This window comes from Ruegeria sp. AD5 (genome assembly GCF_056542345.1).
Genome location: NZ_JBQFZR010000005.1, coordinates 1 through 13591, shown reverse-complemented (window position 1 = coordinate 13591; position 13591 = coordinate 1). Strand labels below are relative to the sequence as shown.

Below are 13591 nucleotides of genomic sequence, written 5' to 3'. Positions count from 1 at the left end.
ACGCATGCTCAGAAGATTTATCAAAACCGCAGCGGTGGCCACGTCGCTAGTGGCCGCGTCTGCGATTGCCGCGGCAGCCGCCGACTACACGCTACGCGCCACAGCAAACTCGAATGAAAACGACGAAGACTATGACGGTCTGGTCGTTTTCAAGAACTACGTTGAGGCGGCCTCGAACGGAGCCATTGAGGTTGAGCTGTTCATAGGTACGCAGCTCTGCTCGAACGGTGCCGAGTGCCTGCAGGGTGTGGCAGACGGTACGATCGACATCTACATCTCAACCTCTGGAGGGGCCTCGGGCATCTTCCCTTACGTGCAGGTTCTGGACCTGCCTTACCTGATGGCCGATGACCGCATTGCCGAACATGTCCTATCTGGTGATTTCACCCGGCAGATGCGCGACATGGCGCTGGAGGATTCCGGCGGTGCGATCCGTCTGATGACAATCGGCAATACAGGTGGCTGGCGCAACTTCGCCAATACACAACGCCGTGTTGCTGAGCCGGCTGACATGGAAGGTCTGAAAATCCGCACCGTGGTTGCCGACCTGCCGCAGGAGCTGGTCAAAGCACTGGGTGCATCACCGACCCCGATCCCGTGGCCAGAACTGTTCACCAGCTTCCAGACCGGCGTGGTTGAGGGCTCGAAAAACGGCATCACTGACATCATGGGTATGAAGTTCCCTGATGCAGGCCTGCAATATGTCACGCTGGATGGGCATGCCTACATGGGTGCGCTGTGGTGGATGAACAACGCCAAGTTCCAGGAGATGCCAGAAGATATGCGCCGCGTGGTAGTCGACGGGTTTTATGCGCTGCAGCAGGCGACCTTTGCCTCACCCAAGCGCAAGTCGATCCAGGCTTATGAGGATTTTGTAGCCGGCGGTGGTGACCTTTATGTCCTGACACCCGATCAGAAAGCTGCGTTCAAAGAAGCCGCAACCCCGGTCTATGACTGGTTCCAGTCCAATGTGGCACGTGGTGATGAGATCTTTGTAGCGTTGACTGACGCTGTGGCAGCAGCCGAGGCGGATGTTAATGCCTCACGTGATGCGGATCTGAACTGAATTGCTGGGCCGGGCCCTGGGGTCCGGCCCTCACCGAAACGGGTACATCCACCCTTTGTAGTCGTTGACCAGAACATGCGCCTTCTCGATCTGCTCCGGCGACATTTTTTTGACCACTTCTTCAAGGCTGATCGCCGCATCGGGATCGCCGCCAATGGCGCTGAGCGTGTACCACATGTACGCTCGAACCAGATCAGGCGCGGGCATGCCCAGACCCAGCTCGTAGTACCAACCGATACCGGATTGCGCCCCGGGATGACCTTTCATCGAGGCGCGCAAGTACCATTCAAACGCGCGTTCATAGTCCTGTTCGACTCCAAGTCCCAACCCGTACATCACACCGATCAATTCCTCGGCTTCGGCATTGCCGGACCGCGCTGCTGGCATCAACTCTTCGCGCGCAGCCTCAAACTCTCCGGCCTCCATCAGATCGCGTGCTTGTTCCAGTTCAGCCAGCGCTGGGGTCGCGAGAAGGCAAAGGGCAAATACAAACTGGCGCATGGGATTTCTTTCCTTTTGGCAGGGACTGTGGCTGCTCAGGATCTGCCGCGCCCGCTGACGGATGACGATTTCATCCCCTTTGATATGGAACAGGCCGCTATCGGTCATCAACTGTTTTACGATCCCATTTTATCGGGAAACCGGAACATAAGTTGCGCCCATTGCCATCACCCGGATTTCGGCACCTCGGACGGCTTGTCGCTGGGCATCGGAGAAGGTGGGATGGGCTTGGGGCCAGACCGGACGCCGGGCATCGGAACGGACAAAATCCGCAAGCGAATTCCCCGCAATTCGCCGGGGCTTTGGAACCTTGGTGCAAAGGGACTTCACACGGTTTTCCATGATGGCCGTCTAAGTATCTCTGACGTCTACGGTAACGGTTTCAACTCACCCGCGCAGGAGTGGTTGCCGGACGGGTTGAATTCGCTGCTGGCCGCGCAGGCGCTTTTCCCGCTGACTTCGCAGTTTGAAATGGCCGGGAATGTGGCCGAAAATCAGGTCACCGGCGCGGTGCATGACCGCATCGACAAGGGCTGGCCGATCCTCGCCAAACGGGTACGCACTGATCCGCGCTATGGGCCCGCCATGGTCAAGGCGTTCGATGACATCGACACGACCGAGGACATCACGATAACTCAGATCACCAACGCGCTGGCCGCGTTCATGGCGCTGGAATGGCGCAGCACCGACAGTCCGTTCGACCAATATCTGGCCGGAGACCATGCCGCTCTGACGCCCGAGCAATACGATGGTATGACCTTGTTCTATGGTGAGGCAGGTTGCGCAAACTGCCATTCCGGCCCGTTGCTATCGGATCAAAAATTCCACGCGCTCGGCCTGCCGCCATTTGGACCGGGCAAGACCCGCCAATGGGACCCCTATGCCCGCGACGTGGGTCATATGGGTGAAAGCAACCGTTTTGAGGACGCCTATCGCTTTCGCACACCGATGCTGCGCAATGTGACAGAGACAGCGCCTTATGGTCACAACGGTGCCTTTCCCGATCTGGAAGGCATTATTCGCCACCACTTGAACCCATCTCAGAGCCTCGCTGCCTGGACCCCTGATTTGGCCGGGCTGCCCAACGTGCCGTGGCTTGAGAATGTGGATTTCATCGTCTGGCAGGACCGGTTCGAGATGGAGCGTCATCGTCAGAAAATTGACATCGAACCGCTGGAACTGACCGATGCCCAGATCGCAGATCTGGTGGCGTTCATGGGTGCATTGACCGGGACCACACTGGATGCGCCACTGTTCGGTGTGCCAGATGGGTTTGAGCCCTAGAAACCCACCAAACGTCATTGGAAATTTACGTGAAATCTCATAATGATCGGTGCAAAACAGCCGCCGAGAGTTTCAATGCAGTATCACAACAAGCCCTTTGATCAGCTTCAGATCGGTGACACCGCCGAGTTGACCCGGTTCTGCACAGAGGATGATTTTTATGCCTTCGCATCGAATTCCGGCAACCATAACCCTTTGAACCTGGCCGACGAAGATGGGGACGGTGATAACGTAAACGAGGCGATCGCGCCCGAGATGTTTCTTGGGGCTCTGATCTCGGCCGTTTTGGGGAATATCCTGCCGGGCGCGGGTACGCTGTATAAGTCGCAAAGCTTGGATTTTAGCGCCCGGGCATATGCGGGTGAAGAACTGCTGGCCAGAGTTACGGTTATCAAAAAACGCGATAACCGCGAGGTAGTTCTGGAAACTCAGGTGATGCGCCCTAGTGATGCGGCGCTGATCGTGTCCGGCATCGCGGTCGTGATCGCTCCGGAGAAAGAACTGTCATTCAATGAGATTGAAGTGCCTGGTCTGGTCGTCGAGCGGCACCGGCATTTTGATGCACTGCTCGATCGCTCGCGCCCGCTGCCTCCGATCCCCACGGCAGTTGTCGCCCCAGAAGAGCCCAACTCGCTGGGGGGGGCCTTATTGGCGGCGCGTGAAACCATCATCAAGCCGGTCCTGATAGGTGACCCCGACAAGATTGCTGCAGCAGCGCGTGAGATTGAGTTGCCCTTGGGTGATGTTGAGATCGTTCCCGTTAAGGACCATCTGGACGCCGCCAAGAAAGCGGTTGATCTGGTTGTCGAAGGACATGTTGAAGCATTGATGAAGGGGCATCTTCATACGGACGAACTGCTACGGGCGGCGTTGCGGCGGGATCGTGGACTTCGCGCGGGGCGCCGTTTTACGCATGTCTTCGTCATGGATATACCCGGCCAGCCGCATCCCTTGCTGGTGACCGATGCGGCCATCAATATCGAGCCGGATCTGGAAACCAAGATCGACATCACGCAGAACGCGATCGATCTGGCAATCTCAATCGGAATTGGCGCTCCGAAAGTGGGTGTTCTGTCGGCGGTCGAGACGGTGAATCCAGCAATCCGGTCGTCGATTGATGCCGCATTGCTGTCGAAGATGGCCGAGCGGGGACAGATCAGGGGTGGCTTGGTCGATGGGCCGCTTGCCATGGACAACGCGGTCAGCCTGGCCGCGGCGCGCACCAAAGGGATCGTGTCCGAGGTGGCCGGACGGGCAGACATTCTTGTCGTACCCAATCTGGACGCAGGCAACATGCTAGCCAAGCAACTGACGTATATCGCGCACGCCGAGGCTGCCGGGGTGGTGCTGGGCGCGCGCGTACCGATTATTCTGACCAGTCGCGCAGATGGCGAAAAGGCGCGGCTCGTTTCCTGTGCCGTCGCGGCCCTGCATGCGGCGCGGATGTCGGGTAAGATCTGATGGACCATATCATCACACTGAATTCAGGCTCGTCCTCGCTGAAGTTTGGGTTGTTCTCCGCGGGCGAAGCAGATCCGATCCTTGTCTGTTCGGGAGAGGTGGAACGCATCGGCAGCCGCGCGGCGCGCATCAAAGCAGAGACCACGGATGGCCGCGTGCTTGCCGATACCGCTTCTGAAGCGCTGTGCGATCAGGCCAGCGCCTTGGACTATATTCTGGATTTGCTGGAACGGCAGTTCCCGTCGGCGGGCGTGACCGCAGTTGGACACCGCATCGTGCATGGCGGCCCGGATAATGACAGGCCCATTCTGCTGACCCCCGAAAGCTTGCAGATTCTGGAAAAACTCGAGCCTTTTGCGCCCCTGCACCAACCTTACAATCTGCAGGGCGCACGTACTGCGATGGACAGGTTCCCCAATGCCAAGCAGGTTGCCTGTTTCGATACCGCTTTTCACCGCCACCACCCTTGGGTCAATGACACCTTCGCATTGCCGACCGAGTATTACGATATGGGCGTTCGCCGCTATGGCTTCCACGGTCTGAGCTATGATTACATCTCGGACCATCTGGCCAAGACTGCGCCGCTGATACATGGCGGACGGGTGGTTGTGGCGCATCTTGGCAACGGTGCCTCGATGTGCGCCATGATCGGAGGTCGCTCGGTCGGTTCAAGCATGGGGTTCTCGGCCATGGATGGTTTGCCGATGGGAACGCGTTGTGGCCAGCTGGATCCGGGTGTTGTGCTGTATCTGATGGATCAGCAAGGCATGAATGCGGATGAGATTTCGGATCTTCTGTATCGTAAATCCGGGTTGCTTGGCCTTTCCGGAATGACCAATGATATGCGTACGCTTGAGGCGTCGAATACGCCGGGTGCACGCAATGCCATCAACTACTACACGTTCCGGATACGCCGCGAGCTGGGCGCTTTGGCCGCTGTGTTGGGAGGTCTGGACGCCGTCGTGTTTACCGGCGGGATCGGTGAGAACTCGACCTATATCCGTGATCGTATCTGCACTGACATGGGGTGGTTGGGTCTTGAACTGGACCACGATGCAAACGCAGACAATCTGCGCGTCATTTCAACCGATCTATCCCGTGTGAAACTGATGGTGATTCCGACGAACGAGGAACTGGTGATCGCGCGGGCCGCGGCTGAGAAAGCCGCATAAATCCTGGTTTTTGGGCTTCTACGCGCAAAATAATCTGGGGGCTTGGGAAAAAAATCGCAGCACTACGGGAATCCCCCAATTTCGCGATCCGCGCAGGTGCGTTAACTTTTCATTAACTACCGGGCCAGTGCGCCCAATCCACTTTCACTAATTTCCCCCGAAGAGGGGCTGGCTTCTTACCCCCTTGGCCGGCCCCTCGACCTTTTTTGGGGTCTATGCCTGCGTCAGGATTTTCCGAACAAGTGCAGGCAGTGCGGTACTGTTGTCGTAACTGAGCGTGTGCGGCATGTCCGAAACCGGCGACTTTCGATATCCCTGTTCAAACAGCAAAAACGGGACCTGAGCCCGTTGCGCAGTTTCGGCATCAACCTCGCTGTCGCCAACGAAGATCTGTGGGCCTGCGGCTGGAAGGGTCTTGAAACAGGCGTGCAAGTGCTCTGGATCGGGTTTGCGTATATCCAGTGTGTCTCCGCCAAACACCGTGTTGAAATAGGGTAGCAAGCCCAGCTCGTCCAACACATGCCGGGCAGGGGCTTCGGGTTTGTTGGTGCAGACCCCAAGCGCACAGCCCATATCGAGCAGCTCATCGAGAGCCTGAAATACGCCGGGATAGACCACGGTCTGATCGCATGCGCCTGCATTGTAGTGCTTGAGGGTAAGCTGTGTCAGGTCCTTGTGAAGCGTTGGCTCCAGCCCGCAATGGGTCATCGCCCGCTTGACCAGCTTGGGTAATCCATTCCCGACGAATCCTCGGATCGTATCTTGGGGCAAGGCGGGTTGCCCCTGATCGTGCAGCATTCGGTTTACCGCGGCCGCAAGGTCGGCGAGGCTGTCTATCAGCGTGCCATCCAGATCAAATACGACAACTGCTGCCATCTGCGAATCCGCCTTTGTTTGTTGATGTCCAATGCCTAGGTCGTGCTGTGCGACGGCGCAATAGAGACCCGTGGGAGCGATTGAAAAAACAGCAGCTTGACAAACCTTACTATTTTTATCAGATTAATCACACGAACAGATAGCCAGCCCAAAACAGGGTCAGCCAGATCAAGCGAAACGAAGACAGACAAGGCCAAGTGCCACAGATGCTCTGGAGATGCCCCAATGAACGCGCAAACCCCTACCTCGACCCTTAGCTACGCTGTTTCGATGCTTCCGGCCCACAAGGCGGAAGACCTCACCAATGGCGGCAATCTGGCCCATATCGAGCTGGGCGATCAGCTTTATACGCTGCGTATCACCCGCGCAGGCAAACTGATCCTGACAAAATGAGCGCACCTTCTTCGCGTGGCGGGGCGGCTGTTGGCCGTCTGGCTGACCTGAACCCCGTTGAGGCCGGAGCCGTCATGTATCTGCGGCTTTGGGGTGATGGGGCCGAAGGCCGGGCAAATGCCGCAAGCGATTTTGACATCGCGCTAGGTGCAGATCAGGGACGCGCCACGATGCTGACGCTGGACCGGCTGTGTTCACTTTGTGCACATCACGGTCGCCGTCCGCTGGTGCGTCATGGGCTGGGATGTGCATGTCTGGGCGCTGATGAGAATTGTTTTGCCCAGATGATCGGTGCCGCCTCTGAAGGGGCGCGTGAAGATGCAATGATGATGGCCTCGCTGATCGTACGGCCCGATTTCGCCCCGGCACTGGCCTCATTGTCCGAGGAACTGGGCTTGGCGTTACGCCGGATGACCGTTTCGATCCCTTTGCCGACGACCGGGCACCACCCCCCACATTCAGTGCTCCACTGATCGACGGCGACAAAACCCCAGCAATTTCGCTGGGGTTTTGTGTTTCTTAGCAGCAGCCGCAGCCCGCATGATGATGATCGTGATCGCACATGGGGGCAGGGCTGTAGTCACCCACTTCGCCAAGAACCTCCCGCAGCGCCCAAAGAATCATGTCGACGTCCTCTGCTTCGATGGTTAGCGGTGGCCGGATTTTCAGGATATTGTCCTTGGGTCCCTCGCTACCGATCAGAATGCGATGATCGCGCATCCGATTCTTGACGTAGCTGCAAATCTCACCGCTTTCCGAACCGTCAGGATTGACCAGTTCCACACCCAAGAAGAGGCCGATACCGCGCACATCGCCGACACAGCCAAAGTCAGCTTCGATCTGTTTGAGGCCATCCAGCAGGTGAGCCCCCATCACACGGGCGTTCTCTTGCAAGCCTTCATCATCGACGATGTCCAACACCTCTTTTCCGATCCGGCAGGACAGGGTCGATCCTCCGAAGGTCGAGAAAAACTCGATCCCGTTGTCGAAGCTTTCGGCGATCTCTTTGGTTGTGACCAGCACGCCCAGCGGATGACCGTTACCGATGGGCTTCCCCATTACCACGATGTCAGGCAGCGCGCCCTGATGCTCGAAGCCAAAATAATACTCGCCCAGACGACCGAGGCCGGTCTGGACTTCATCGGCAATGCACACCCCTCCGGCGGCACGGATTTTTTCATAGACCGCAGACAGATAGCCTTTTGGTGGAATGATCTGTCCCCCGACCGAGGGGAATGTTTCAGCAATGAACCCGGCTAGGCCTTGCCCTTTTGCCTGCAATGCCGAAATCGCCGGATCAATCAGGTCAGCAAACTTCCGGGCACGCTCGGGGTCATCACGCCGGAACGAGCCGCGATAGTCATCCGCGACCTCAACCAGTTCCACCCAATCTGCCTGCCCAATACCGCCAGGTTTGTTGAATTTGTAGGCCGAGATCGCCACCGCAGCGTTTGTGTTGCCGTGATAGCCGTGATCGGGCGTCACGATCCCTTTTGCCCCGGTATGCGCGCGCGCCAGACGCAGAGCCAATTCGTTGGCCTCAGTCCCTGAGTTGACGAAGAAACAGACCTCAAGGTGATCCGGCAGTTTCGACAATACCTTGTCGGCAAAGGCGGTTTGCGCCGGGTGCAGATAGCGCGTGTTCGAATTCATGCGCTTCAGCTGATCCGCTGCAACCGCCTGAATACGCGGATGCGCATGGCCTACATGCGGAACGTTGTTGTAGGCATCCAGATAGGGTCGCCCCCATTCATCGAACAGGTGATGCCTCCAGCCACGCACCAGCATGACCGGGTCGTCGTATGTCAGGCTGAGATTTCCGCCGAAGTGTTCGCGCCTGTCCTGCAGGATCGCCTGCTTGTCGGTTGGTCGATAGAAAACCTTTTCATCAGGCAAGTTCAACAGTGCTGCGGGGTTGGGGCAGACCGCGTGCCAAAGCTCGAGCTCATCAGGATCCGCTACGCCCGGCCAGTCGGCCTGCATACCGTCGGTCGTCAGCGCCAGTTGGAAATGCACATGCGGGGCCCATCCGCCATTCTGACTGGCATCGCCCAGACGGGCAAAAGCTGCACCCTGAGCCACCGGGTCACCTGGTTTCAAACGCTCACTCACCTCAGGGTCCAGATGGCCATAAAGCGTGTAGAATGCATCCCCTTCGGGCGTTTCGTGGTGCAGGATCACAACCCCGCCATAGTCGAGATGTGCGTCCCTGTTTTCAACCGCTTCGACCCGACCGCTGAGAGGTGCATGCAGCACTGTTCCGGCGGGTGCAAACACATCCACGGCCAGATGCACTGTGCGCCGATCCGACGCTTTCCACGGTCCCTTGCGAAACCCCGGCTCAGCATAGATCAGGCGAGGCTCGCTGTAATACCCAAGCCAGGGACCTTCCCCAAACTCCTCACCAACCCGCGCCGCCTCGTCCAACGGCATGTGGAACGGGTTTTGAGGCCAGGTTGAGTTTTCCACCGACAGTGAGCCCATTGGCGTGTCGCTCAGATCCTGCCCGAACATCTGCGCGAAATGTCCACGATGGTTGGACAGATAGGCATGGATGCGCTCGGCCCCATCCACAACGGGCAAGCCACACGCGGCGCGCAATCGGGCGGGCATGAGTGCGCCATTGATTGCCTCATTTTCAATCAATCGCCACGCCGGGGCCTGGCTGATCGTGACATACGGATCATCCGGGTTCTCAATCGCCATCAGCGTCGAATTCACCACGGACACCGCCATCCGTGCTTGCAACAAAGGCCAGATCAGGTCGATCTCATCCGGGCGTAACCGATTGGCGGCGTGATACCCGCGTACCAGCGCAGCCAATGCGCGCTCGGGTTTAGGGTGGTCCAGAACGACATAGGCCCCGGCAATAGCCAGATCGCAAACGCGCGGCGCTGCGCACATGTCGCCAAGATCGATCAGACCCGAGATGCTGCGTCGTTCGCCCAGATTGCCTTCAACAAGGATATTGTAATCATTGGCATCATTGTGAATCGCCTGCTTTGGCAATGCACCCAGTTGATCAGAGATCGCCTCAAAATCCGCCGCGATTTGTTGAACGCGCGCGCGTCTTGCCGGATCAGAGATGGCCTCTAGTTGGTCGACGATCCAGCTCGCCCGCGTCAAATCCCATTTGAAATCGGCGCGATGCAAGCCCTCGTGGGTGAACCCCTCCAGCGCCCGGTCGGTTGCGCCCAGAACACGGCCCAGTTTTAGTATTAGGTCTTCGGTCTTGGGCGCGCTGCTTGCATAGCATGCCCCCGGCAGTCGTTCCTGCAGCCAGACCTGTCGCGGTTGCCCATGCGCGTCGGCAATCTCAGGCAACATCATCCCGTTCAAATCGGGATAAACGGCAGGAAAGGGCAATCCAGGCGCTGCTGCGCTGAGATGTCCCAGCGCCTTGATCTGTAGATCGACCAATGCCGCATCGCACCCCGCGTGCATCACCTTGAGCACATAATCCTGCCCGTTGGTGGCTTCGACCAGAAAGTTGAGGTCGTACTCCCCATCCAGACGCGTCAGACGGGCGTCCAGACCCCAGTGTTCACGCAGGCGACCAGCCCAGAAAGTGTTCAAGTCGCTCATGCGCTATCTCTTGCAACTGCCACGGTGATCCTCTTCATCTGGCCAAAAATGTCTTCGGGCGGAGTCGCGCCCTGGCGCGATGGGGCAGACAGCCCCCCTTTGCTCAGTCCAGTGCTCGCAACCTTTTGAACAACGAGGACGTATCCCACCGGCCCCCGCCAAGTTTCTGCACGTCTTTGTAGAACTGGTCGACGAGCGCCGTCACTGGCAGTGAAGCCCCGGTCTCATTGGCGGTATCCAGACAGATTCCCAGATCCTTGCGCATCCAGTCGACTGCAAAGCCATGCTCAAAATGGTCATCCAGCATGGTTTCATACCGGTTGGCCATCTGCCAGCTGCCAGCCGCGCCCTGACTGATCACTTCGACCACAGCTCGGCCATCCAGCCCGGCCTTCTCGGCAAAATGTAATGCTTCGCTCAGGCCCTGCACCAGCCCGGCAATCGCGATCTGGTTGCACATTTTGGTCATTTGACCCGCGCCGCTGTCTCCAATGCGGCGGCAGATTTTGGAATAGACCTGCATCACCGGCTCAGCAGCACGATAAGCGTCCATGTCACCGCCGCACATGATCGATAGCACACCATTTTCGGCTCCCGCCTGACCGCCCGAGATCGGGGCGTCCAAAAAAGCAACCCCCTGTGTCTTGCCAGCCTCGTACAACTCGCGCGTGACCTTGGCCGAGACGGTGGTGTGATCAACAAATACCGCACCCTTGGCCATTCCGTGAAAGGCGCCATCTTCACCTGTGCAAACCATACGCAGATCGTCGTCATTGCCAACGCAGGCCATCACGAATTCGGCCCCTTCTGCGGCTTGCCGCGGTGTCAGGGCCATCGCGCCGCCATGCTGGGCGACCCAAGCCTCGGCCTTGGATGCGGTGCGGTTGTAGACGGTGACTTCGTGGCCGGCAGCCTGAAGATGCCCGGCCATCGGGTAGCCCATGACGCCTAGGCCAAGGAACGCAACTTTTGCCATGTGATGATCCTCTCTGTTATCCGCTCCTGCCTCGAGCGGACGGCAGGTCGTGATGTTTAGAAAGGACAAAGCAAAGCTTGGGCCAAAGGGCAACCCTGCGTCACAATTTGCTGCCCAGATCCATAGGGATCGCGCGCCATTCGTTTCACATCTGAACTGGCGCGGATTTCAGCTTCGTATATCGCCAGCAGCTTTGAGCTCAGCCAATTCCCGCAGCAAACGCTGGTTTTCTGCTTGCAGAACAGCCAGTTGCTGACCCAGATCATTCAGATGTGGCCGAAGCTCGGCCTCGGTAAAGCGCGACGTGATGTGGCGGGGGCAATTCCAGTCAAACGCTTCAACTTTGATGATCGCGGCCCGTTCTGCCTCGGTCTCGGAGCCTTCGATGTAAAGATCAGTTGCTGCCGCGGCACCTTCCTTGAATGTCATCCGCCCAAGAATCTTGAGACGGCGCTGGTTCGCGTAATCCATCAAGATCAACGCCACATGGTCGTTTCCATCCAGGTTGCCGCGCGAGATATATTGTTTGTTACCAGACAGGTCCGCATAGCCGATGGTGTGCGGGTCCAGCACCTTCAGAAACCCTATCGGCCCACCGCGAAACTGCACATAAGGCCAGCCGGTTTCTGAGACGGTGGCCTGATAGAACCCGTCGCGGGCGCGAATGAACGCCTCTTCGATCGGTCCGATTTGGTGGCCCTGTTTTGGTCCTCGGCTCAGGAATTTCGCGTAGGTCGCTGCGGATCCCATGCGTTCTTGATGGGCGCGAACGGCGGGTGTGAAGGTCAGTTCAGAAAAGGCGCGGGGCATTATGCTGTCTCCTGGGTCTTCCGGGGCGTTTGCGCAATATGGTCGATGATGGCCTGCTCTGTCAGGCGTGGGAACACAGATGTGAACGTTTGGCCCCAAATTCGGCAACGTTGCCAAGGACGTTGCGTAGCATCTGTCCTGGACGCCACGTCACATGGATTGGAAGGAATCACACACCCGGCTAGTTTTGGGCAAACACCTGATCTGGAGAGCTATTTGATGTCGCTTTTTACCAGCACCGCCGCCTGGGTTACTGACGAACACCGAATGTTTGCTGAAATGGCGGGCCGGTTCATGGATGATGCCTTGGTACCCAATACCGAGAAATGGGCCGAGAACGGGGCGGTTGATCGTACCTTTTGGTTGCAGGCGGGAGAGACGGGTCTGATGGCCGGTTCGATTGCTGAGGAATATGGTGGCGTCGGCGGCGGGATGGGTTTCGATTCCGTTACTTTGTATGAGCAGACTGCGCGCGGGGACGCAGGATGGGGATATGGCATCCAGTCTATCGTGACCCACTACATCACCGCTTATGGCAGTGAGGATCAGAAACAGAAGTGGCTGCCGAAACTGGCCTCGGGTGAGATGATCGGCGCGCTGGCCATGACCGAGCCGGGCACGGGATCGGATGTGCAAGCCGTGAAGACGACCGCTGAGAAGGATGGCAATTCTTATCGGCTCAACGGGTCCAAGATATTTATCACCAACGGGCAATCGGCTGATCTGGTTATCGTGGCTGCCAAAACTGACAAGTCGTTAGGGGCGAAGGGTGTCTCTCTGATTGTGGTCGAAACCGACGGGGCTGATGGATTCCGGAGGGGGCGGAACCTCAAGAAACTGGGAATGAAGGGCAACGACACAGCCGAGTTGTTCTTTGAGGATGTCAAAGTTCCAATGACCAACCTACTGGGTCCGGAAGAGGGGCAGGGGTTTTATCAACTGATGAAACAGTTGCCGTGGGAGCGGCTGACCATCGGGATCATGGCGCTGGGCGCGATCGATTTCGCCATATCGCAGACGGTGGACTACGTGCAGGAGCGCAAGGCGTTCGGACAACGGGTGATGGATTTCCAGAACACACGTTTCAAGTTGGCCGAGTGTAAGACCAAGGCCGAGGTGCTGCGCAGTTTCGTCAATGACTGCATTGGAAAACTGGAGGCCGGTGAATTGGATGCTGCGACGGCCTCGATGGTGAAATACTGGGGCTCTGAGGTGCAGAACGAAGTGATGCACGAATGCCTGCAACTGTTCGGCGGCTATGGGTTCATGATGGAATACCCAATCGCGCGGCTCTATGCGGATGCGCGGGTCCAAATGATCTATGGCGGGACGAATGAAGTCATGAAAGAGCTCATCGCCCGTTCGCTGGACGTCTGAACCAAAACACTCCCGCCCGTCGTCCACATTCCTTACGGAACGTCTCCTCCCGTTGGGCCAGGCAGGCGCGGACGCAGCCCGCGCCTGCCT

The 13591-nt window shown here is 57.9% G+C and carries 12 protein-coding genes; 7 read left to right on the top strand and 5 right to left on the bottom strand.

Going from position 1 to position 13591, the window contains the following annotated elements; translation table 11 throughout:
• Positions 1 to 4: 4 nt before the first annotated feature.
• Positions 5 to 1066: a TRAP transporter substrate-binding protein gene (locus tag ACR0JG_RS18550; protein ID WP_170408182.1), complete on the top strand. Its 1062-nt coding sequence runs from the start codon at positions 5 to 7 to the stop codon at positions 1064 to 1066.
• Positions 1067 to 1096: 30 nt separating this feature from the next.
• Here ACR0JG_RS18550 and ACR0JG_RS18545 read toward each other — a convergent pair whose 3' ends face one another.
• Positions 1097 to 1567 (bottom strand): tetratricopeptide repeat protein, encoded by a 471-nt coding sequence (locus ACR0JG_RS18545; protein ID WP_170513715.1) that lies wholly within the window; start codon positions 1565 to 1567, stop codon positions 1097 to 1099.
• A gap of 15 nt (positions 1568 to 1582) precedes the next feature.
• On the opposite strand from ACR0JG_RS18545, the gene ACR0JG_RS18540 reads away from it, so the two are divergent.
• The 3 genes from ACR0JG_RS18540 (at position 1583) to ACR0JG_RS18530 (ending at position 5484) form a co-directional block, all read left to right on the top strand.
• Positions 1583 to 2851, top strand: coding sequence for a cytochrome-c peroxidase (locus tag ACR0JG_RS18540; RefSeq protein ID WP_480571785.1), 1269 nt, complete (start codon positions 1583 to 1585; stop codon positions 2849 to 2851).
• A gap of 75 nt (positions 2852 to 2926) precedes the next feature.
• Complete coding sequence (locus ACR0JG_RS18535) at positions 2927 to 4312, top strand: bifunctional enoyl-CoA hydratase/phosphate acetyltransferase (protein ID WP_480571782.1); 1386 nt, start codon at positions 2927 to 2929, stop codon at positions 4310 to 4312.
• Positions 4312 to 5484, top strand: coding sequence for an acetate/propionate family kinase (locus tag ACR0JG_RS18530; protein ID WP_480437627.1), 1173 nt, complete (start codon positions 4312 to 4314; stop codon positions 5482 to 5484). The genes ACR0JG_RS18535 and ACR0JG_RS18530 overlap by 1 nt, the downstream gene beginning before the upstream one ends.
• A 213-nt stretch (positions 5485 to 5697) precedes the next feature.
• On the opposite strand, the gene gph is transcribed toward ACR0JG_RS18530, so the two are convergent.
• Positions 5698 to 6360, bottom strand: coding sequence for a phosphoglycolate phosphatase (gph, locus tag ACR0JG_RS18525; RefSeq protein ID WP_480571778.1), 663 nt, complete (start codon positions 6358 to 6360; stop codon positions 5698 to 5700).
• Positions 6361 to 6585: 225 nt separating this feature from the next.
• Here gph and hemP point away from each other — a divergent pair, with 225 nt between their 5' ends.
• Together hemP and ACR0JG_RS18515 are read left to right on the top strand one after the other, a co-directional pair.
• Positions 6586 to 6753 (top strand): hemin uptake protein HemP, encoded by a 168-nt coding sequence (gene hemP / locus ACR0JG_RS18520; RefSeq protein WP_170398358.1) that lies wholly within the window; start codon positions 6586 to 6588, stop codon positions 6751 to 6753.
• A complete protein-coding gene (locus ACR0JG_RS18515) occupies positions 6750 to 7226 on the top strand; it encodes a hypothetical protein (RefSeq protein ID WP_480571774.1) in 477 nt (158 codons plus the stop codon). Before hemP ends, ACR0JG_RS18515 begins: the two co-directional genes overlap by 4 nt.
• Positions 7227 to 7272: 46 nt before the next feature.
• Here the strand turns inward: ACR0JG_RS18515 and ACR0JG_RS18510 are convergent, their stop codons facing one another.
• From ACR0JG_RS18510 to ACR0JG_RS18500, 3 genes are all read right to left on the bottom strand, one after another.
• A complete protein-coding gene (locus tag ACR0JG_RS18510) occupies positions 7273 to 10338 on the bottom strand; it encodes an aminotransferase class III-fold pyridoxal phosphate-dependent enzyme (RefSeq protein WP_480571772.1) in 3066 nt (1021 codons plus the stop codon).
• Positions 10339 to 10441: 103 nt separating this feature from the next.
• The gene (locus tag ACR0JG_RS18505) at positions 10442 to 11368 is read right to left on the bottom strand and encodes an NAD(P)-dependent oxidoreductase (protein WP_480439555.1); all 927 of its coding nucleotides are present in this window, start codon (positions 11366 to 11368) and stop codon (positions 10442 to 10444) included.
• Positions 11369 to 11482: 114 nt separating this feature from the next.
• Positions 11483 to 12124 (bottom strand): pyridoxamine 5'-phosphate oxidase family protein, encoded by a 642-nt coding sequence (locus ACR0JG_RS18500; protein ID WP_480571769.1) that lies wholly within the window; start codon positions 12122 to 12124, stop codon positions 11483 to 11485.
• A gap of 219 nt (positions 12125 to 12343) precedes the next feature.
• Here ACR0JG_RS18500 and ACR0JG_RS18495 point away from each other — a divergent pair, with 219 nt between their 5' ends.
• Positions 12344 to 13501 (top strand): acyl-CoA dehydrogenase family protein, encoded by a 1158-nt coding sequence (locus ACR0JG_RS18495; protein ID WP_170398374.1) that lies wholly within the window; start codon positions 12344 to 12346, stop codon positions 13499 to 13501.
• Positions 13502 to 13591 lie beyond the last annotated feature (90 nt).